The sequence below is a fragment of the Paracoccus zhejiangensis genome (assembly GCF_002847445.1).
Classification (GTDB): domain Bacteria; phylum Pseudomonadota; class Alphaproteobacteria; order Rhodobacterales; family Rhodobacteraceae; genus Paracoccus; species Paracoccus zhejiangensis.
In genome coordinates this window covers 651,212-669,675 of record NZ_CP025430.1, presented here as the reverse complement: position 1 = coordinate 669,675, position 18,464 = coordinate 651,212, and the positions used below count along the sequence as shown (strand labels likewise).

Sequence of the window (18,464 nt, the reverse complement as noted above, 5' to 3'; positions counted from 1 at the left end):
CCCGAAATCCGCGCCCTGCCCCTCAACCAGAGGTCGCGTTGCGGCTCACTTCCGCGTGAGGCTCAGCCCTCCCGCAGCGCCGCCCGCGCCGCCGCCTCGCTTTCATAGATGGTGGTGCGCCGCCGCGCCTCCAGCGTCTCGCCCAAGCGGCGGCGCAGGAAGGCCGAGCCGGAATAACGCGTCACCCGCCCGTAAAGCCGGTCCTCGAGATCGCCGACCATCGCCGCCCAGTCATGCTGGATGCGCTCGTCGATGCGGGTGAAGTCGTAATTCACCACCGCATCGACCCGGTGGCCCAGCCCCGCCACCGCCTGCTCCACCGCCTGCTTCACCGCCGCCACGTCGCCCGCGTCGCGGATCGCCATGCGGGCGAGGTTGATGAACAGGATCTGACGGTCGGGGTCCAGGTGGATGCGGCGCGACAGCGGGATCTCCAGCATCTCCTCGCGCAGGCCCATCGGCGCATCGGTGAAGATGCGCGGGTCCATTGGCAGGGGCTCACCGAAGATCGGCGCAAAGCCCATCTGCGACAGGATATCCCGCCCCATATCAACGCCCGGCGCGATCTCGGTCAGGTGCACGCCGTCGGGCCGCAACTCAAAGACGCAGCGCTCGGTCACGAACATCACCGGCTGGCGCAGGCGGCCTGCCCGCGCACCCGAGAAGGTGATCTGTTCGACCGCCTCGATGAACTTCCGCGACTGGCCCTCGGCTGCGATCTCCAGCCGGCCATCGCCGATCCGCGCCGCCAGCCCGCCCGCCGTAAACGTGCCGGCAAAGACCACGCGACGGGCGTTCTGGCTGATATTGATGAAGCCGCCCGCCCCTGCCAGCTTGGGCCCGAAGCGGCTGACATTCACATTGCCCTGCCCATCGACCTCGGCCATGCCAAGGCAGGTCATGTCCAGCCCGCCGCCATCGTAGAAGTCGAATTGCTGGTTCTGGGCGATGATCGCCTCGGTATTGATCGCCGCGCCGAAATCGAGACCCGAGGCCGGCTGCCCGCCGATCACGCCGGGCTCGGCTGTCAGGGTGACGTGAGAGAGAAGCCCCTCTTCCGCCGCCACCGCCGAAACCCCCTCGGGCATGCCGATGCCCAGGTTGACCACCCCGCCGATCGGCAGTTCGAAGGCGCAGCGCCTGGCGATGACCTTGCGCAGGTCCAGCGCCATCGGCGCGGCCCCACCCTCGGGCGCGCGATAGCGGCCGGTGAAATAGCGGTTGTACTGGCTGGCATAGGTCTGCGGGTGCAATTCCGCCGGGGCCTGCACCACGGCGTCGACCAGTGCGCCGGGGATGACCACCTCGCGCGCGGGCAGGCTGCCGCCCGAGACGATCTGGTCGACCTGCACGATCACCACGCCGCCCGAGTTCCGCGCCGCCATCGCCTGCGCGAGGTTGTCAAGGATCAGCGCCTCGCGCTCCATGGTGATATTGCCGCGCTCGTCAGCGGTCGAGCCGCGCAGCAGCGCCACGTGGATCGGCAGGGCGTGATAGAAGAGCCGCTCGACCCCGCCGAGCTGGATCAGCTCAACCAGATCATCCTGCGCCGCCGCGCTGACCCGGCCACCGCCAAGACGCGGATCGACAAAGGTCTCCAGCCCGACATGGCTGATGGTGCCGGGCTTTCCCGCGGCGATGTCCCGGAACAGGTGGCTGATGACACCCTGCGGGAAGTTCCAGCCCTCGATCTCGCCCCTGACGGCCATGGCGCCAAGTTTCGGGATCAGCCCCCAATGCCCGCCAATCACCCGTTTGACCAGCCCGGGCGCGGCCAGCCGGTCGAGGCCTCTGCCCTTGCCATCGCCCTGCCCGGCGGCAAAGAGCAGCGTCAGATCGCGCGGCTCGCCATCTTCGGCGTAACGGTCACCAAGCGCCTTCAGCAGCCCGTCCGGCACCCCCGCACCCACGAAGCCCGAGGTGGTGACGGTATCGCCGGAATGCACCAGCGCCGCGGCATCGCGGGCGGAGACGACCTTGTTCGACATGGGCAGCCCTTTCGCTTGCCCGCCGGGACTAGACCGAGCCGAGCAGAATCACGCAGATGGTCGCAAGGACCGGAATCGCCACGGCGACGACGAAGATATCAGCATAGCTTTGCCTGTGCGTCAGCCCGCAAATCCCCAGAAGCGTGATGACCGCCCCGTTATGGGGCAGCGCGTCGAACCCGCCCGAGGAGAGCGCGGTGACCCGGTGCATCAGCTCCATGCTGATCCCCTGCGCCTGCCCCATCTGGGCGAACTGCTCGCCAAGCGCGTTCAGCGCGATGGACATGCCGCCCGAGGCCGAGCCGGTGATCCCCGCCAGCACGTTCACTGCAACCGCCAGCGAGGCAACCGGATTGTCGGGGAAGAGGCCCAGCACCGCGTCGCGGATGATGGCAAAGGCCGGCAGGCTGGCGATGACCGCGCCATAACCCACTTCCGAGGCGGTGTTGAAGATCGGCAGCAGCGACCCCATCGTGCCGGCGTTCACCGTCTCCTTCACCTCGGTAAAGCGCGACCAGTTCAGCGCCAGCGCCAGCAGGATCGCCGCCAGCAGCGCCACGATGATCGCCCAGGTACCGGCGACCGAGCTGATCGTGGTCGCGCCATATTCGGGCTGGGCGAGATAGGCCGTGTCCATGTTCGGGATCACCAGGTAGGTGAAACTGGCGTTCAACAGGATCACCAGCACCACCGGCGCAATGGCCAGCGCAAATCCCGGCAGCGTGGCGTCATCAGAGAGCGAGCTGTCGGCGGCCATGCGCGGATGGGTGCCATAGCCCTCGCCCCCCGCCCAGGCCGCGCGGCGATTGAGCCAGAGGATCCCCCCGGCGATCATGATCGCGCCCGCTAGCGTACCCAGAAGCGGCGCGGCAAAGGCATTGGTGCCGAAGAAGGGCATCGGAATGGCGTTCTGGATCGCCGGCGTGCCGGGCAGCGCGGTCATGGTGAAGGTGAAGGAGCCGAGCGCGATGGTCGCCGGAAGCAAGCGCTTGGGGATATCCGCGCGGCGGAACAGTGCGTTGGCGATCGGATAGATAGCGAAGGCCACCACGAACAGCGACACCCCGCCATAGGTCAGCACCCCGCAGGCCAGCACCACGGCGGTGATCGCCTGACCGGCGCCGACCCGCTCGACGATCTTCTCGGCAATGACCCGGGCCGAGCCGCTGTCGGCCATCACCTTGCCGAAGATCGCGCCCAGAAGGAACAGCGGGAAATAGAGAACGACATAGCCGCCAAGCGCCTTCATGAAGACCTGCGTATAGGTCGCCAGCAGCGGCAGGTCGCCCGCCATCAGCGTCGCCAGCAGCGCCAGCAGCGGCGCGAGGATCAGCACGTTGATGCCGCGATAGGCCAGGTACATCAGCAGGCCGAGCGACAGGAAAATCCCGATGAGACCCATGAAACACTCCCTCGTTACACCCCGCCCCCAACGGGCGGTCCTTAACCGTCATGTCTCGCAGATCGCGGACCCGTGCAAGGCGAGTCTGCCGCAATTCCCTCACCCCCGAATGCAAAACGGCCCCCGAAACGGGGGCCGTCCGTCAGGATCGCTGGCCGCGATTACTGGATCTTCACCCAAGTCTGGCTTTTGCAGATCAGCCCGCCGGCGACGCAGCCCGCGAGGCTCATCTGGTTGCCGCTGACCGAGGCCTTGCCGTTATAGACCTTGTCATTCGCCGGCCGCCAGACCTGGCCCTCGTAGTTACCGTCGCCCTTGGCGACCATGCTGCGTACGATCTGCTTGCCGACGTTGGGCGAGGCAAATTCGGCCTTGTCCTTGAAGGCGCGGGTGATGGTGCCGCAATAGGCATTGCCGCAGGGGGCGATGGTCACATGGGCGAAGGCGCCGTCATCGGGCTGGGTCTGCCAGACACCTTCGATCGGGTCGGCATGGGCGGCAACCGCGGCAAGGGCAAAGGCGGCGGCCAAGGCAAAGGTCTTCATTGGGCTATTTCCCCTCCTCAGGAAATGATCTGCAGCGGATCATGCGCGGCCACCCGCCACCGATCAAGCATGACGTGGGGTCCGGCCCTTCACCTTCCGGCGCGCCTGTGCCACACCCGCCGCGAAGCAGCCGGAGTCCCCCCATGATCCTCTATCCCGCCATCGACCTGAAGGACGGAAACTGCGTGCGCCTGTTGCGCGGCGAGATGGAGGCGGCGACCGTCTTCGGCACCGATCCGGCGGCGCAGGCACTGGCCTTCCAGCAGGCCGGGGCCGAATGGCTGCACCTCGTCGACCTGAACGGGGCCTTCGCCGGCAAGCCGGTGAATGGCGCGGCGGTCGAGGCCATTCTGAACGCGACCAGCATCCCGGCGCAGCTGGGCGGCGGCATCCGCGACATGGCGACGATCGAGGGCTGGCTGGACAAGGGCCTCGCCCGCGTGATCCTTGGCACCGTGGCCGTCGAACAGCCCGACCTGGTGCGCGAGGCGGCCATGGCCTTTCCCGGCAAGATCGCCGTCGGCATCGATGCCCGCAATGGCCGCGTGGCCACCCGGGGTTGGGCCGAGGAAACCAATGTCATGGTCACCGACCTGGCCCGGCAATTCCAGGACGCGGGCGTGGCCGCGATCATCTATACCGATATCGACCGCGACGGCGCCATGCAGGGGCCGAATGTCGCGGCGACCGAGGCACTGGCCCGCGCCGTCACCATCCCGGTCATCGCCTCGGGCGGTGTGTCCTCGATGGCCGATCTCAAGGCGCTGAACGACACCCGCATCATCGCCGGCGCCATCTCGGGCCGGGCGCTCTATGATGGGGCGATCGACCTGGCCGAGGCGCTGAGGTCGCTGGCCTGATGGGCCGGGTGCGCAAGGCAGACCTGCCCGCCTCCTCGGCCCTCTGGGACCGGATGGGCAAGGGCGATTTCATGGATTGCTATGCCACCCGGGCCGACCTGCCCCCGCGAGAGGCCGCGCAGCTGGCCTTCGCCATGCCCGGATGGGCGCGCGGGCTCTTGTCGCTACGCAACGCCATTGTCGCACCGTTCGGTCTGAAGACCGGAGCCAAGCCGGGAAGCGACGCGATCGGCATCTTCCCGGTCGTCAGCGACACCCCGGACGAGATCATCCTCGGCCTCGATGACCGCCATCTGGATTTCCGCATCGCGGTGCTGCGCCAGTCGGGCATCGTCTATGGCGCGACCTGGGTGCATTGCCACAATCTCGCGGGCCGCGCCTATCTGGCGACCGTCATGCCCTTCCATATCCTCATGTCGCGCAATGCCCTTGGTCGCGTTGCGGATCGCTGACCGCCCCCCTTTCCCGGCCCGTGAATGCGCGCTATGACCGCGCCATGCTGAAGACGCGCATCATCCCCTGTCTCGATGTCGCCGATGGCCGCGTGGTCAAGGGCGTCAATTTCGTCGATCTCGTCGATGCCGGTGACCCGGTCGAGGCCGCCCGTGCCTATGACGCCGCTGGCGCGGACGAGATCTGCTTTCTCGACATCCACGCCACCCATGAGAACCGCGGCACCATGTTCGACCTGGTGACCCGCACGGCCGAGCAATGCTTCGTGCCGCTGACCGTGGGCGGCGGGGTGCGCAGCCATCAGGATGTGCGCGCGCTGCTGCTCGCCGGCGCCGACAAGGTCAGCTTCAACTCGGCCGCCGTCGCCAACCCGGACGTGGTGGCCGAGGCCGCCGACCGCTTCGGCAGCCAGTGCATCGTCGTGGCCGTCGACGCCAAGACCGTGACGCCGGGAAAATGGGAGATCTTCACCCATGGTGGGCGCAAGGCCACCGGCATTGACGCGGTCGAATTCGCCCGCCTCGCCGAGGCCAAGGGCGCGGGCGAGATCCTGTTGACCAGCATGGACCGCGACGGCACCAAATCAGGTTATAACCTGCCGCTGACGCGGGCGATCTCGGATGCCGTCGGCATCCCGGTCATCGCTTCGGGCGGCGTCGGCACGCTGGACCATCTGGTCGAGGGCGTGACCGAGGGCCATGCCAGCGCGGTGCTGGCCGCCTCGATTTTCCATTTCGGCACCTTCTCCATCGCCGAGGCCAAGGCCCATATGGCCGCCGCCGGCATCCCGATGAGGCTGACATGAGCGCGCTTGACCGCCTCGCCGCCACCATCGATGCGCGCAAGGGTGGCGATCCCGACACCAGCTGGACGGCCAAGCTGCTGGCAAAAGGCCCCGAGAAATGCGCCGAGAAATTCGGCGAGGAATCCATCGAGGCGATCATCGAGGCGGTGAAGGGCGACCGCGCCCGGCTGACCTCGGAAGCGGCAGACGTGCTTTATCACCTCCTCGTCATGCTGGCAGCGCGCGACCTGACGCTGGCCGATGTCGAGGCAGAACTTGCCCGCCGCGAAGGCAAATCCGGCATCGAGGAAAAGGCCGGCCGACCCGCCTAGGGCGGATTGACCCGAATATGCCGCTACTCCCTTCCCCTTGGGTCATCGAAGCGGCTATAAGCGACTGAACCGCCGCGACCAGAAAAAGGGCGGCATGAACACACGGCAGAGGTCCGCATGAGCAACGACTCCAAAGAAAGCAAGCATCACGAGGGCGACGTGGCCTTCATCCAGTCCCTGGCCGAGCTTCTGAACGCCAGCGAGTTGAGCGAGCTTTCGGTCAAGCGGGAATATGGCGAGCATGACCGCCTGACCGTCAGCCTGTCCAAGCAGGGCAAGCAGGTGGTGGTTCAGGCCGCCGCCCCCGCCTATGCCCCCGCCGCCGCGCCGGTGGCTGCTGCTGCCGCCCCGGCGGCAGGTGCTGCCCCCGCGGCCTCCAGCGACGACCCGGCCAGCCTGCCCGGCGTCGTCACCTCGCCCATGGTCGGCACCGCCTATCTCTCGGCCGAACCGGGCGCCGCGCCCTTCGTCACCATCGGCCAGCAGGTCGCCGAGGGCGATACGCTGATGATCGTCGAGGCGATGAAGACGATGAACCACATCCCCTCGCCCCGCGCGGGCACGGTGAAGCGCATCCTCGTCGACGATGGCAACCCGGTCGAGTTCGGCGCGCCCCTGATGGTCGTCGAGTGAGGCGCTGATGTTCGACAAGATCCTGATCGCCAACCGGGGCGAGATCGCCCTGCGCGTGATCCGCGCCTGCCGCGAGATGGGCATCCAGTCCGTCGCCGTCCATTCCACCGCCGATTCCGACGCGATGCATGTGCGCATGGCCGACGAATCGGTCTGCATCGGCCCGGCGCCCTCGACCGACAGCTACCTGTCCATGCCCGCGATCATCTCGGCCTGCGAGATCACCGGGGCGCAGGCGATCCATCCGGGCTATGGCTTCCTGTCGGAGAACGCCAATTTCGTGCAGATGCTGGAAGATCACGGCATCACCTTCATCGGCCCCCGGGCCGAGCATATCCGCATCATGGGCGACAAGATCACCGCCAAGGAAACCGCCAAGGAGCTTGGCATTCCGGTGGTTCCCGGTTCGGCCGGCGGCGTCGATGACATGGAGACCGCCAAGGCGGTGGCACAAGAGATCGGCTATCCGGTCATCATCAAGGCCACGGCGGGCGGCGGTGGTCGCGGCATGAAGGTGGCGCAGGACGAGAAGGGCCTCGAGGTCGCCTTCCGCACCGCCCGCGCCGAGGCCAAGGCGGCCTTCGGCAACCCGGATGTCTATATCGAGAAATACCTTCAGCGCCCGCGCCATATCGAGATCCAGGTCTTTGGTGACGGCCGTGGCAAGGCCGTGCATCTGGGCGAGCGCGACTGCTCGCTGCAACGGCGTCACCAGAAGGTGCTGGAAGAGGCTCCCGGCCCGGCCATCACCCCGGAAGAACGCGCCCGGATCGGCAAGATCTGCGCCGATGCCGTTGCCAAGATCCAATATGCCGGCGCCGGCACGATCGAATTCCTCTATGAGGATGGCGAGTTCTATTTCATCGAGATGAACACCCGCCTGCAGGTCGAGCATCCGGTGACGGAAGCCATCTTCGGCGTCGACTTGGTGCGTCAGCAGATCCTCGTTGCCGCCGGCGAAGAGATGGAATTCACCCAAGACGATCTGAAGATCAACGGCCATGCCATCGAGGTCCGGATCAATGCCGAGAAGGTGCCGGGTTTCACCCCCAGCCCCGGCCGGATCAGCCAGTACCACGCGCCGGGCGGCCTGGGCGTGCGCATGGACAGCGCCATCTATGACGGCTACCGCATCCCGCCCTATTACGACAGCCTCATCGGCAAGCTGATCGTGCATGGCCGCGACCGGCCCGAGGCGCTGGCCCGGCTGTCGCGCGCGCTTGGCGAGTTGATCGTGGACGGGGTTGATACCACGGTGCCGCTGTTCGACGCGCTGCTGCAAGAGCCGGACATCCTCGCCGGCAATTACTCGATCCACTGGCTGGAACGCTGGCTGGACAAGCATTACGGCTGAGGTGCTGACGCCGCGGCAATTGCTGGCGGGCTATGCCCAGGGCATTTTCCCGATGGCCGCCAGCGCCGACGACCCGACGCTGCACTGGTTCGATCCGCTGCGCCGGGGCGTCCTGCCGGTGGGCGGCGTCCATGCCTCGCGCTCGCTGCTCAGGGATCTGAGGCGCGGCGGCTGGTCGGCGCATCTCGATGGCGATTTCGATGCCGTGGTCTCGGCCTGCGCGGCGCGGGACGAAACCTGGATCAACGCGCCCCTGTCCGAGCTTTACAGCCAGCTGCACCAGGCGGGCCACGCCGCCGCGCTGGAGGTGCGCCATGACGGGCAATTCGCCGGTGGCATCTTCGGCGTCACGCTGGGGTCGGCCTTCTTTGGCGAATCCATGGTCTCGGCGCGGACCAATGGCTCGAAAATGGCGCTGATCTGGATCTCGTCGCAGCTGTCGCGCTGCGGCTTCACCCTGTTCGACACGCAATTCCTGACGCCGCACCTGGCGCGCATGGGCGGAACCGAGATCCCCCGCGCCAGCTATCGCCGGCAGTTGACACAGGCGCTGAAGCATCAGGCCGATCTGACGGCGCGGCCGCTTCTGTCAGCCGATCAGCTTTGGCAGGAGATCACCCAGACATCATAGCGGGCATCATCCAGCGCCGAGAGCGCGGGCGATGAGGCGATCATCCAGCCGCTGAAGATGGTGGTGTTCTCGCTCATGTCGGTGATGCTCAGCTGCGCATAGGCATCCGAACTGGGATCGCCCGCCGGATAGCGGCATTCCCCCAGACGCACCTCGAGCCGGCCATAACGCGCGGCCTCGCCCACGGCGACCATCAGATCGGTGGTCTGGCCCGAAACCTTGTCGAGCCCGCGGAGCAGCGCACCTTTGCCGCGCGCCACCTCCTGCGCCGCGACGGGCAGGGTCAGGGCGGCAAGGGCAGCGGTCATCAAGGCAAGACGGCGGATCATTGGCTGGCCCCACTGTCGCTATCCCCATCGCTGGCCTGGCTGTCGACGAATTTCATCATCAGCGAGATCAGGCTGACCGCGCCCTGCACGTCCTCGATCTCGTCGCCGGGGGCAAGGTTGTCCATGCTGCCGCCGGGTTGAAGCTGGATATAGGCGCCACCGAGCAGCCCGTCGGACTGGATCAGCGCGGCGCTGTCGGCGGGCAGCAGCACATCCTCGGGCACGCGGATCACCGCATCGGCCATGTAGGTCTGCGGGTTCAGCGAGATATCGGTGACACGGCCGACGCGCACGCCCGCCAGCCGCACCTCGGTGCCAACCTCGACGCCATCGACATCGGGAAACGAGGCGATCAGGTCGTAACCGCTGGCACTGCCGGGCAGCAGGTCACGCCCGGCCGACCAGCCCAGGAACCCCAGCGCGACGGCCAGAACCGCGGCGCCGGCGATCAGCTCGGCCCGATGCTCGGCGGAAGCAGACATGTTATTCCGGCTGCCAGGCGTCGTAATCGCTGCGCTTGGCGGGATCGGTGCGATAGATCGAGCCATCGGGGCGATAGGCCTCGCCGGTGCCGGTCAGGTTCGGCAGGTGCGGCTTTTCCCAGGGGCGATGCGGCAGCGGCGCCTTGGTCGGCGGCTCGGCCCAGGTGTGGTGCAGCCAGCCATGCCATTCGGGATCGACCCGGCTGGCCTCGGCCTCGCCGTTATAGATCACCCAACGACGCGCGCCGGTCTTGTCCTGGTAGAAGATATTGCCCTGGCTGTCCTCGCCGACCTTCTGGCCATAGCGCCAGGTCCAGAATTGCGTGTTCCAGGTTTCGCTGTTCCACCAGGTGAAAAAGCGAAGCGCGAGGGATTTCACGGACATGGGTCGGATGCTCCAAGGAATATCCCGTTTGGTATGGCGCAATCACCGCCAAAGGTCCAGAGCCGAGCCGGTCCCTGCGACCGTCCGGGTTCACTTTGGCACAAGCGCCGTCACCTCGATCTCGATGCGGTATTTCGGGTCGATCAGCCCGCATTCGATCATGGTGGCTGCGGGCGGATTGGGGCCGAAGGTCTCGGCCAGAAGCGGCCAGCAGGGTTCGAACTCGGCCCGGTCGGGCAGCATATAGGTGACGCGGATCACCTGGTCGAAACCCGACCCGGCCTCGGTCAGCGCCCGCCCGATCACCGCCAGCGCCGAGCGGCATTGGTCGACCACGTTCCCGGGCACCGGATCGCCCGTGGCCACCGTGCCCGCGACATGGACCATGCCATTGGCCACCACCGCCCGGCAATAGCCGATCTTCTGCTCGTAGACACCGCCTGAGGATATCCGCCGGATCATCGCGTTCTCCCAATGAAAAGGGCCGGCCTGCGGCCCGGCGCGTTACAGTAAATGATGCCTGTGGTTGGAATATCTCAGGTTTACGAAGTCATACAGAACAGAAGCTGTCGAAGAACCTTTCGGAAGTTGGGTATGGATGTCCGCAACGCGAACTAGCTGCCGTTCGTCGCGGTAGCGACCAATGTCTGCCTTAGCGTGACAGCTCAGAGAAATGCCGAGCGAGGCCCAATGCATGCCGTTGCCCTTGAGATTGCAACCAACCTCCAAGATCGTCAGCTCCCACTTGCCGCCCTTGTCCGAAAACCGGCGATGACTGCCTACGAAGTGCCTGCATGAAACGCTCTTCCCCGTCTCCACCAAGTGACTCGATGAACACATGTCGAATGTAGTTCAGCGCAGCATCCTGATCGCCGGTAGCGGATCGGTTGAACTGGTAGTTCGCCATATCAGCCACCCCGAACAGATAGCCTAAAGCAAACTCATCATCCTCGAGTTTGGCGCATAAACTGATCGGATCCAGATCGCAAAATGGGAGCTGAAGGAAGATGATTTGCGAGGCAGAGAAAGCGCCAGGAAAATCTGCGCTAGTATTGCCGGAGAATCCCCGCAGTTTTCTTAGAAAACCAAACATCCGTCATCCCAAACTTGAGTTCAAGTATCGGGATTAAGATTGCGGCTTCCATGCATAAGAGCAAGGGCTAACTGAGGATGGAGCGGGATCGCAAGCGGACACGAGGAAGGTAGTTGCCGCATGGCAGCTCTGGCCTCGGAACACACACTCCCCCCCAAACCTCGCCATCTCCCACTCGCGTCACCCACGAAAAAAGGCCACCCTGCGGCGGCCCTTTACCGGTTTCTCCCGCGCCCCAGCCTCAGCCGGCGGTCGCGGTTTCCTTTTTCTGGTCGGCATGGATCAGCAGCGGCTTGGCGGCGGGGTTGTCGACCGCCTCTTCGTTCACGACCACCTCTTCCACGCTGGTCAGACCCGGCAGTTCGAACATGGTATCCAGGAGGATGTCTTCCATGATCGAGCGCAGGCCGCGCGCGCCGGTCTTGCGCTGGATGGCGCGCTTGGCGATGGCGGTCAGCGCATCCTCGGTAAAGGTCAGCTGCACGTTTTCCAGATCGAACAGCCGCTGGTACTGCTTGACCAGCGCGTTCTTGGGCTTGGTCAGGATGATGATCAGCGCCTCTTCATCCAGATCGGTCAGCGTGGCGATGACCGGCAGACGGCCGACGAATTCCGGGATCAGGCCGAATTTCAGCAGGTCCTCGGGCTCGAGTTCCTTGAAGGTCTCGCCCACGCCGCGCGTGTCGTTTTCCTTGACCGCCGCGCCGAAGCCCATGGCGCTGCCCTTGTTGCGCTGCTGGATGATCCGCTCCAGCCCGGCAAAGGCGCCGCCGCAGATGAACAGAATATTGGTCGTGTCCACCTGCAGGAACTCCTGCTGCGGATGCTTGCGCCCGCCCTGCGGCGGCACCGAGGCGACCGTGCCTTCCATGATCTTCAACAGCGCCTGCTGCACACCCTCGCCCGAGACATCGCGGGTGATCGAGGGGTTGTCGGATTTGCGGGTGATCTTGTCCACTTCGTCGATATAGACGATGCCGCGCTGCGCCCGCTCGACATTGTATTCCGAGGCCTGCAGCAGCTTCAGGATGATGTTTTCCACATCCTCGCCGACATAGCCGGCTTCGGTCAGCGTGGTCGCATCGGCCATGGTGAAGGGCACATCGAGGATGCGCGCCAGCGTCTGTGCCAGAAGCGTCTTGCCGCAGCCCGTCGGGCCGATCAGCAGGATGTTCGACTTCGCCAGCTCGATATCCGATTTCGAGCCATGGTTCAGCCGCTTGTAGTGGTTGTGCACCGCAACCGAGAGCACGCGCTTGGCATGTTCCTGGCCGATGACGTAATCATCCAGCACCGCGCAGATCTCGCGCGGGGTGGGCACGCCCTCGCCCGATTTCAGCCCCGAGGACTTGGTTTCCTCGCGGATGATATCCATGCACAGTTCGACACATTCGTCGCAGATGAAGACGGTCGGGCCCGCAATCAGCTTGCGCACCTCGTGCTGGCTCTTGCCGCAGAAGCTGCAATAGAGCGTGTTCTTGCTGTCTCCGCCGGACTGGTTGGCCATCGACTTCTTTCCTTCCATCGCCTCGGGGCACCCCCGCCCCTTGGCCCGTGCAGACGGATCCTGATCCGCCCGAATTGCCCCCGACCGGCCCGCAGGATGCCCGGGCCGGGCCTTGCCTCTATGTTAGGGTTCGCCGCGTCGCGTCACAATCCCCAATACGTCGAGCATTCGGGCCTATTTCTTCTCGGGTTCGGCCTTGCCACGCGGCGCCAGAACCTCGTCGATCAGGCCCCAGTCCTTCGCCTCTTCCGGCGACATGTAGCTGTCGCGGTCCAGCGCGGTCTCGACCTCTTCCAGCGTGCGGCCAGTATGCTTGACATAGATCTCGTTCAGCCGCCGCTTCAGGCTTTCGGTCTCCTTGGCCTGGATCAGCAGATCGGTCGCGGTGCCACGGAAGCCGCCCGAAGGCTGGTGCACCATGATCCGGCTGTTCGGCAGCGAATAGCGCAGGCCCTTTTCCCCCGCCGTCAGCAGCAGCGAGCCCATCGACGAGGCCTGGCCCACCACCAGCGTCGAGACGCGCGGGCGGATGTATTGCATCGTGTCATAGATCGACAGGCCCGAGGTCACCACGCCGCCGGGGCTGTTGATGTACATGCTGATGTCCTTCGACGGATTTTCCGCCTCGAGAAACAAGAGCTGCGCCGAGATCAGCGTGGCCATGCCGTCATGCACGGGACCCGCCACGAAGATGATCCGTTCCTTCAGCAGGCGCGAGAAGATGTCATAGGCCCGTTCCCCGCGCGAGGTCTGTTCGACGACCATGGGGACAAGGGTGTTCATGTAGATTTCTGCCGGATTGCTCATCTGTCTTCCTTGCCTGATTGTCCGTTCCGCACGATTCGCCCCGGGTCGAGGTCCAAAGGCATAGACGCGAAAGGTTGACAGAGTCTTAGTAACGGGCGAGGTCCGCTGCAAGGGACGGATGTGAATTGCCCCGCGACCGGGGCCGGAGGTTTGGATGAAACTGTTCGTGGGGCTGGGCAATCCCGGCGCGAAATATGCCGCGAACCGCCACAATATCGGCTTCATGGCGCTGGACCGGATCGCCGAGGATCACGGCTTCGGCCCGTGGAAACCGCGCTTTCAGGGGCTGTTCTCGGAAGGCCGGCTGGGGTCCGAGCGGGTGGCGCTGTTGAAGCCGCAGACCTTCATGAACCTCTCGGGGCAATCCGTGGGCGAGGCGATGCGCTATCTGAAGCTGGAGCCGGCGGATGTGGTGGTCTTCCATGACGAGCTGGACCTTGGCCCCGGCAAATGCCGGGTGAAGCAGGGCGGCGGCCATGCCGGGCATAACGGGCTGCGCTCGATCCACCAGCATCTCGGCCCGGACTATGGCCGGGTGCGGCTGGGGATCGGCCATCCGGGGCACAAGGATCGCGTGGCGGGCTATGTGCTGTCGGATTTCGCCAAGGCCGAACAGAAGGGGCTGGACGATCTGCTGCGCGGCATCTCGGACGGGGCGGCCGATCTGGCGGCGGGCGAGGACGGACGGTTCCAGAACGCCGTGGCGCGGCGCGTGGCACCCTCGCGGAATGACGGGGCTGCGGCGAAGCCCGCGGCGGAGGGGAAGACCCCTGTCCCGCCGAAATCCCCTGATGCCACGCCGAAATCCCCTGAACCCAAACCCGCTACACCCGAGGCGCCGCAGAGCTTCGGCGACAAGCTGAAATCGCTGGCCGATCGTTTCCGGTGACCGTCCGCAGCGCCTTCGCCGATCAGGCGGCCTCCTGCCGCGCGCTCGGGTCGGAACTGACGGCGCGGGTGGTCGAGCGGCTTGGCACGGCGCTGCAGGTGTCGCAGGGGCCTGTGGCGGCGCGGGTGCTGGGCTGGCCGGGCGATGCCTCGTCGCGCGGGGACTCCGTGCCGCTGCGGCTGGCCGGGGCGCTGCATCACCTGGTCCTCTCGGGCCGCGCACCGGCGCAGGCGGCTGGCTATGCGGCAGGCGATCCCTCTGCCGAGGTGATGCTGGCCGCCATCGCGGCAAATGAGGAGATGGTGATGGCGTGGCTCGACAGCCCGCCGCAGACGAACGAGGTCGGGCGCTCGGCGGCGCTGATCGCGGCGGCGCGGTTTCTGGCCGGGCGGCATCCCCTGCCCTTCGAGTTGCTGGAACTTGGCGCCTCGGCGGGGCTGAACCTCAATTTCGCGCGCTATCGGCTGGTGCCGGACCGGGGCGCTGCCCCGGACCCCGGGATATTTCTGCCAGGTGAAGTCGTGCTGTCGCCTTTATGGACCGGGGAGTTCCCCGAGGCTGAGTTTATGGTGAGCGCCGCCGAGGGCGTGGATCTGCGACCCGTCGATCCTGTGAAAGGCGCGGAACGGCTGCTGGCCTATTGCTGGGCCGATCAGGCGGAACGGCTGGCCCGGCTGCGGGCGGCGCTGGCAGTTGCCAAGGCGCATCCGGTGCCGGTCCATGAAGACGATGCCGCCGGCTGGCTGCAGGCGCGGCTGGCTGATCCCGCGCCGGGGCGGCTGCGCCTCGTCTATCACACCGTCGCCTGGCAGTATTTCCCGCCCGATACGCAGGCGGCTTGCGAGGCCTGCCTGCAGGCGGCGGGCGCGCGCGCCAGTGCGACCGCGCCCTTGGCCCATCTGTCGATGGAAGCCGATGGCGGGCGCGGCGCGGCGCTGCAATTGCGGCTCTGGAGCGGGGCATATCAAAGCTGGTCGCTGGGGCGGGCGGATTTCCATGGCCGTTGGGTCGACTGGCAGCCTGCGCCATATTGATCCCTTGGCGGCAGGGCGGCGGCGGGTTAGCCTCGGGCCATGAAACACCCATCCGTCAATGTGCTGGGCGGCGAGTTGCACCCCTGTTCCAGCGATCCGCTGACCGGCTTCTACCGGGACAGCTGCTGCAATACCGGCCCCGAGGATGCGGGCAGCCACACGGTCTGCGTCGTGGTCACTGCCGAATTTCTCGCGCTGTCGAAATATCTGGGCAATGACCTGTCGACGCCCCGGCCGGAATACCGCTTTGCCGGGCTGAAGCCGGGCGACCGCTGGTGCCTCTGCGCCGCGCGCTTCCTGCAGGCGGCCGAGGAATTTGCCGCCCCCAAGGTGGTGCTCGAGGCGACCCATGCACGGGCAATTGATATCGTGCCGCTGGAACTGCTGAAGGCCCATGCGGTTGAGCCGGGACCCCACCCGGAGGACTGACATGCCCCGCCTGACCGCTCTTGCCCTCATGGCTGCACTGGCCGCGCCGGCCCATGCACAATCCTCTGGCGATGCCAACCCCGAGGCCGCTGCCGCCGAGGACCAGGCACAGCGGCAACTGCCCGATGGCACGACCCTGCGCGCCGATGACCTGCGCCGGCTCAACGGCACCGATCGCGCCTATGGCGCGGCGCTGCGGCAGGCGATGGCGGATGCCGCGCCCGGCGACCTCGACCAGCTGCTGCCCGCCCTGCGCGGCGCGCCGATGCCGCCCGCCGAGGCGAGGGCGGCGATGCCGGGGGACTGGTCCTGCCAGATGATGAAGGTGGGCGGCGGGCTGGCCCTGACCATCTACCAGCCCTTCGCCTGCCGCGCCGACGATCAGGGCGGGTTCCACAAGCTCACCGGCTCGCAGCGGACCAAGGGCAAGCTGTTCGAGCGGGAGGGCCGGCTGATCTATGTCGGCACCGGCTATACCTGGGACCGCGAGCCGCTCCCCTATGCCGATCTGCCCGAGGTGGTGGACGGCTCGAGCGATGCGCAGATGCTGCCCGAGGTTGGCGTGGTGGAACTCACTGGCGCGGACCGGGGGCGGATCCTCTTTCCCGACCCCTACCTGGAATCGGTCATGAATGTTCTGGTGCTGCGGCGGTGATCGCGGCCCGATCCGGCGCTGAAACGGCGGCGGGCATCAGGTCCGGGTCGAACATGTCCTCGATGAAGAGGCTCAGCAGTTGGTGGCGGTTGGCGACCCCGGCCTTGCGGTAGACCGCCACCGCCTGCGCCTTGATCGTGCCCTCCGAGGTGCCGCGCAGCCCGGCGATCTCGGCCACCGACAAGCCCTTGATCGAGAACAGCGCCACCTCGCGCTCGGCCGGTGACAGGCCCCAGTCGGCAAAGCGCTCCAGCGCCAGATCGGCGAAGGCGGTACGGGCCCGGCGCAGCTTTTCCTCGGCCCGCTGGCGCTGGCGCAGGGACTGCACCAGCATGTGCCCGCCAAGCACGATGCCGGCGATCAGCCCAAGCGCCGCGCCGATATCGAGATATTCGAGGTATTCCCAGGCCAGCGGCTCGTAATAGATGCCCAGCACCGACAGCACCATGTCGCGGACCAGGTAGATCGCGCAGAGCGATTGCAACGCCAGAAGGGCGATCAGGGGGGCGTGCTTCAGCAGGTGGCCCGATGAGGAGGCCCGGTCAGTCATCGTCCCCATCGTCGCTGTCGCTGTCACTGTCGCTGTCGCGGTCGCCACCGCCGCCGGAACCGGAACTGTCACCGTCGTCGCCGTCATCGCTGCCCGAGCCGGAACGGTCGTCATCCTCGCCGTCGTCACCGCCGCTGCCGGACCCGGAACTGTCGTCGCCGTCGTCCTTGTCGTCGTCCTTGTCGTCGTCGTCCTTTTCGTCGTCATCTCCGCGGTTGCCGACCCGGGCGATGCTGACACCGTGGTCGCCGCCGTTATCCTCGCGCACCAGATCGCGCAGCAGCGCCCCGTTGCGCGGGTCGATGACGATCTCGCGCTCATGCCCGTTGCCGCGCGCGGTGACCACGACCTTGCCCAGAAGGGTGCGCCGCACCTCGATCTGGCGATAGCCCTGTGCCCGCAGCTGCTGGCTGACCTGTGCCGCGACATCCGGCGGTGCCGCCACCAGCTGCGCCGGCGGAAGCGCCAGCACCACCGCCAGCGACAGGGCCTTCATTCCGGCCGAAAGGGTCTTGTGCCGCCTCACGCTTGATATCCTCATCTTATGAAGGATCGGGGCGGCAGGCGCCGCCCCTCTCCATTCTCTGCTCTGACAGGTTCTGCCGCAAGTCTCGATCCGAAACGTCCGGCTTGTCACCGCCGGATCAACGCCCTGCCGCAATCAGTCGCGGTCGTCATCCCGGTCGTCATCCCGGTCATCGTCGCGATCATCCCGGTCGTCCCGGTCGTCCCGGTCATCGCGGTCGTCATGATCATCGCGGTCGTCATGATCGTCCCGGTCGTCGTCATGACCATCGCGGTCATCGTCCCGGTCGTCATGGTCGTCGCGATCATCGCGGTCGTCCCGGTCATCGCGATCATCGCGATCATCGTACCAGTCGTCGCGGTCATCCGCCGCCTTGCCGCCCGGCACGCGCTCGCGTTCCTGCTTCACCACCGCGCCGGTGGCCGGGTCATAGGTCACTTCCAGTTTTTCCTCGCCGCGCCAGCCCTCGATCTCCAGCTGGCCATCGTCGCGCTTCACCTCGATATTGGTGAAACCCTGATCGGTCAGCGACCGGACAGCGTTGTCGGTGTTCATGGTCTGGGCCGAGGCCGCCGTCACGCCACCGACCAGTCCGGCGGTCAGCACTGCGGTGGTAAGGGTCAAAATCCTGCGCATCGTCTCGCTCCTTCTTTTTCGCGGGCCGGGTCATCCCGGCATGGGCAAGACTAGGCAGGCTGTCGCGGGCCCCGCTATTGGTCGACGGTCGGAAATAGGCCCAATAAACTTAAGATTAGTGTTGGGTTCCGGTCTTTACTGAAGCGGATTCCCGGTGAAC

General features: G+C 66.2%; 24 protein-coding genes. 11 read left to right on the top strand and 13 right to left on the bottom strand.

Going from position 1 to position 18,464, the window contains the following annotated elements; translation table 11 throughout:
* Positions 1–62 precede the first annotated feature (62 nt).
* From CX676_RS03420 to CX676_RS03410, 3 genes are all read right to left on the bottom strand, one after another.
* The gene (locus CX676_RS03420; RefSeq protein ID WP_101751364.1) at positions 63–1,988 is read right to left on the bottom strand and encodes an acyl CoA:acetate/3-ketoacid CoA transferase; all 1,926 of its coding nucleotides are present in this window, start codon (positions 1,986–1,988) and stop codon (positions 63–65) included.
* Between the two features lie 28 nt (positions 1,989–2,016).
* Positions 2,017–3,390 (bottom strand): GntP family permease, encoded by a 1,374-nt coding sequence (locus CX676_RS03415; protein WP_101751363.1) that lies wholly within the window; start codon positions 3,388–3,390, stop codon positions 2,017–2,019.
* A 161-nt stretch (positions 3,391–3,551) separates the two neighbouring features.
* Entirely contained in the window at positions 3,552–3,935 is a 384-nt protein-coding gene (locus tag CX676_RS03410) for a DUF2147 domain-containing protein (protein WP_101751362.1), read from the bottom strand.
* Between the two features lie 143 nt (positions 3,936–4,078).
* On the opposite strand from CX676_RS03410, the gene hisA reads away from it, so the two are divergent.
* The 7 genes from hisA (at position 4,079) to aat (ending at position 8,982) form a co-directional block, all read left to right on the top strand.
* Complete coding sequence (gene hisA / locus CX676_RS03405; RefSeq protein WP_101751361.1) at positions 4,079–4,795, top strand: 1-(5-phosphoribosyl)-5-[(5-phosphoribosylamino)methylideneamino]imidazole-4-carboxamide isomerase; 717 nt, start codon at positions 4,079–4,081, stop codon at positions 4,793–4,795.
* Positions 4,795–5,247 (top strand): DUF2867 domain-containing protein, encoded by a 453-nt coding sequence (locus CX676_RS03400; protein WP_101751360.1) that lies wholly within the window; start codon positions 4,795–4,797, stop codon positions 5,245–5,247. The genes hisA and CX676_RS03400 overlap by 1 nt, the downstream gene beginning before the upstream one ends.
* Positions 5,248–5,291: 44 nt before the next feature.
* Positions 5,292–6,053, top strand: coding sequence for an imidazole glycerol phosphate synthase subunit HisF (gene hisF / locus CX676_RS03395; protein WP_101754118.1), 762 nt, complete (start codon positions 5,292–5,294; stop codon positions 6,051–6,053).
* Complete coding sequence (locus CX676_RS03390; protein ID WP_101751359.1) at positions 6,050–6,364, top strand: phosphoribosyl-ATP diphosphatase; 315 nt, start codon at positions 6,050–6,052, stop codon at positions 6,362–6,364. The genes hisF and CX676_RS03390 overlap by 4 nt, the downstream gene beginning before the upstream one ends.
* A gap of 117 nt (positions 6,365–6,481) precedes the next feature.
* The gene (accB, locus tag CX676_RS03385; RefSeq protein WP_101751358.1) at positions 6,482–6,997 is read left to right on the top strand and encodes an acetyl-CoA carboxylase biotin carboxyl carrier protein; all 516 of its coding nucleotides are present in this window, start codon (positions 6,482–6,484) and stop codon (positions 6,995–6,997) included.
* A 7-nt stretch (positions 6,998–7,004) separates the two neighbouring features.
* A complete protein-coding gene (gene accC, locus CX676_RS03380) occupies positions 7,005–8,351 on the top strand; it encodes an acetyl-CoA carboxylase biotin carboxylase subunit (RefSeq protein ID WP_101751357.1) in 1,347 nt (448 codons plus the stop codon).
* A 52-nt stretch (positions 8,352–8,403) separates the two neighbouring features.
* On the top strand, positions 8,404–8,982 hold the full coding sequence (gene aat, locus CX676_RS03375; RefSeq protein ID WP_408634494.1) for a leucyl/phenylalanyl-tRNA--protein transferase: 579 nt from the start codon (positions 8,404–8,406) through the stop codon (positions 8,980–8,982).
* Here aat and CX676_RS03370 read toward each other — a convergent pair.
* The 7 genes from CX676_RS03370 to CX676_RS03345 form a co-directional block, all read right to left on the bottom strand.
* Positions 8,949–9,311 carry a DUF2155 domain-containing protein gene (locus tag CX676_RS03370; RefSeq protein WP_101751356.1) on the bottom strand — a complete coding sequence of 121 codons (363 nt, stop codon included), beginning with the start codon at positions 9,309–9,311 and terminating at the stop codon, positions 8,949–8,951. The genes aat and CX676_RS03370 overlap by 34 nt on opposite strands.
* Positions 9,308–9,793: an outer membrane lipid asymmetry maintenance protein MlaD gene (gene mlaD, locus CX676_RS03365; protein WP_101751355.1), complete on the bottom strand. Its 486-nt coding sequence runs from the start codon at positions 9,791–9,793 to the stop codon at positions 9,308–9,310. The genes CX676_RS03370 and mlaD overlap by 4 nt, the downstream gene beginning before the upstream one ends.
* 1 nt (position 9,794) lies before the next feature.
* Positions 9,795–10,178: an NADH:ubiquinone oxidoreductase subunit NDUFA12 gene (locus tag CX676_RS03360; RefSeq protein WP_101751354.1), complete on the bottom strand. Its 384-nt coding sequence runs from the start codon at positions 10,176–10,178 to the stop codon at positions 9,795–9,797.
* A gap of 90 nt (positions 10,179–10,268) precedes the next feature.
* Complete coding sequence (locus tag CX676_RS03355; protein ID WP_101751353.1) at positions 10,269–10,640, bottom strand: RidA family protein; 372 nt, start codon at positions 10,638–10,640, stop codon at positions 10,269–10,271.
* Between the two features lie 190 nt (positions 10,641–10,830).
* Entirely contained in the window at positions 10,831–11,271 is a 441-nt protein-coding gene (locus CX676_RS22455) for a hypothetical protein (protein WP_157935838.1), read from the bottom strand.
* A 241-nt stretch (positions 11,272–11,512) separates the two neighbouring features.
* Positions 11,513–12,778: an ATP-dependent Clp protease ATP-binding subunit ClpX gene (gene clpX, locus CX676_RS03350; RefSeq protein ID WP_101754116.1), complete on the bottom strand. Its 1,266-nt coding sequence runs from the start codon at positions 12,776–12,778 to the stop codon at positions 11,513–11,515.
* Positions 12,779–12,952: 174 nt separating this feature from the next.
* On the bottom strand, positions 12,953–13,585 hold the full coding sequence (locus CX676_RS03345) for an ATP-dependent Clp protease proteolytic subunit (protein WP_101751352.1): 633 nt from the start codon (positions 13,583–13,585) through the stop codon (positions 12,953–12,955).
* 154 nt (positions 13,586–13,739) lie between these two features.
* On the opposite strand from CX676_RS03345, the gene pth reads away from it, so the two are divergent.
* The 4 genes from pth to CX676_RS03325 are packed head-to-tail and all read left to right on the top strand — an operon-like array spanning position 13,740 to position 16,592.
* Entirely contained in the window at positions 13,740–14,474 is a 735-nt protein-coding gene (gene pth / locus CX676_RS03340) for an aminoacyl-tRNA hydrolase (RefSeq protein WP_101751351.1), read from the top strand.
* Positions 14,471–15,508 carry a DUF2332 domain-containing protein gene (locus tag CX676_RS03335; protein WP_101751350.1) on the top strand — a complete coding sequence of 346 codons (1,038 nt, stop codon included), beginning with the start codon at positions 14,471–14,473 and terminating at the stop codon, positions 15,506–15,508. The genes pth and CX676_RS03335 overlap by 4 nt, the downstream gene beginning before the upstream one ends.
* 39 nt (positions 15,509–15,547) lie before the next feature.
* Positions 15,548–15,937: a DUF2237 family protein gene (locus tag CX676_RS03330; RefSeq protein WP_101751349.1), complete on the top strand. Its 390-nt coding sequence runs from the start codon at positions 15,548–15,550 to the stop codon at positions 15,935–15,937.
* Between the two features lies 1 nt (position 15,938).
* The gene (locus tag CX676_RS03325) at positions 15,939–16,592 is read left to right on the top strand and encodes a DUF4893 domain-containing protein (RefSeq protein WP_157935837.1); all 654 of its coding nucleotides are present in this window, start codon (positions 15,939–15,941) and stop codon (positions 16,590–16,592) included.
* On the opposite strand, the gene CX676_RS03320 is transcribed toward CX676_RS03325, so the two are convergent.
* The 3 genes from CX676_RS03320 to CX676_RS03310 all read right to left on the bottom strand — a co-directional run bounded on the left by CX676_RS03320 (position 16,564) and on the right by CX676_RS03310 (position 18,304).
* Positions 16,564–17,142, bottom strand: coding sequence for a helix-turn-helix transcriptional regulator (locus CX676_RS03320; RefSeq protein WP_101751347.1), 579 nt, complete (start codon positions 17,140–17,142; stop codon positions 16,564–16,566). The two genes, CX676_RS03325 and CX676_RS03320, sit on opposite strands and share 29 nt — an antisense overlap.
* On the bottom strand, positions 17,135–17,668 hold the full coding sequence (locus tag CX676_RS03315) for a hypothetical protein (protein WP_157935836.1): 534 nt from the start codon (positions 17,666–17,668) through the stop codon (positions 17,135–17,137). Before CX676_RS03315 ends, CX676_RS03320 begins: the two co-directional genes overlap by 8 nt.
* Positions 17,669–17,803: 135 nt before the next feature.
* A complete protein-coding gene (locus CX676_RS03310) occupies positions 17,804–18,304 on the bottom strand; it encodes a PepSY domain-containing protein (protein ID WP_101751345.1) in 501 nt (166 codons plus the stop codon).
* Positions 18,305–18,464: the final 160 nt, after the last annotated feature.